The sequence below is a fragment of the Limnohabitans planktonicus II-D5 genome, assembly GCF_001270065.2.
GTDB lineage: Bacteria > Pseudomonadota > Gammaproteobacteria > Burkholderiales > Burkholderiaceae_C > Limnohabitans_A > Limnohabitans_A planktonicus.
Window position 1 is genome coordinate 1 of the sequence record NZ_LFYT02000112.1, and the last position, 949, is coordinate 949.

At 63.4% G+C, this 949-nt stretch carries 2 protein-coding genes; one reads left to right on the forward strand and one right to left on the reverse strand.

Annotated features, from left to right (window positions below; all coding sequences use genetic code 11):
• Positions 1-221: hypothetical protein (locus tag H663_RS42105; protein WP_205872783.1), on the reverse strand; the 221-nt coding region annotated here is incomplete at its 3' end.
• Positions 222-234: 13 nt separating this feature from the next.
• On the opposite strand from H663_RS42105, the gene H663_RS41000 reads away from it, so the two are divergent.
• A partial coding sequence (locus H663_RS41000) for an Ig-like domain-containing protein (protein WP_133240108.1) occupies positions 235-949 on the forward strand: 715 nt, incomplete at its 3' end.

The following is a 949-nucleotide window of genomic DNA, read 5'->3' on the forward strand; positions in this document are numbered from 1 at the left end:
GGGGCAGCACCTTTGCAGCGGGCGAGGGCAGCAACACCGTCTACGCACGCGTGGTCGATGCCGCAGGCAACACCGGCGCGGCCAGCCAACTGGTGTTCACCGTGGACACCTTCATCGTCAAACCGATCCTGACTCTCGCCTGCGACACCGGCACCCCGGGCGACCTGGTCACCATCGACGCCAGCCTGAACGTCCCTCGGAAGCGCCACCGGCTCGGCCATAGAAGCCGGTGCCGTGGTCGAATACAGCACCAACGCCAGCAGCTGGACCAACACCTACAGCGCCATAGAAGGCAGCAACACCGTCTACGCACGGGTCCGGGACGCGGCAGGCAACATCGCCGTCTCCGACGTCCTCCGATTTGTGCTCAACACCAAGGCAGGCACCTTCACCGCAGGTCTGGACAACAACAGCAACAGCGGCGCCCTGACGGACCTGAGCACTTATTACGACACCCCCACCATCACCGGCAGCGGCTCAGAAGGCGACCGCATCAAAGTGACCATGCCCGGCACCGGCGAAGTGCTCACCACCGTGGTCGACAACAACGGCCTGTGGTCCGTCACGCCCACGCTGGCCATTGCCTCGGGCAATGTGCAAATCGAACGCACCTTGCAAGCGGGCAACGCGGTAGACGCCACCATCAACCTGGCGGTGGTCATCGACCAAACCGTGGCCTCACCCTCAGTCAGCTTGCTGTGCGACACCGGGCGCAGCAGCAGCGACAAAATCAGCACCGTAGGCAACCTGAACATTGGGCTCATCGAAACAGACGCCTTGGTCGAATACAGCACCGACGGCAGCACCTGGAGCAGCACCTTCACGGCGCAAGAAGGCGCCAACACCGTGCAAGTGCGCCAAACCGACAAAGCCAACAACACCAGCACCCCCACCGTCTTCAGCTTCACGGTGGACACCGGCAAACCCGTGCCCACCGTCAGCATCACGG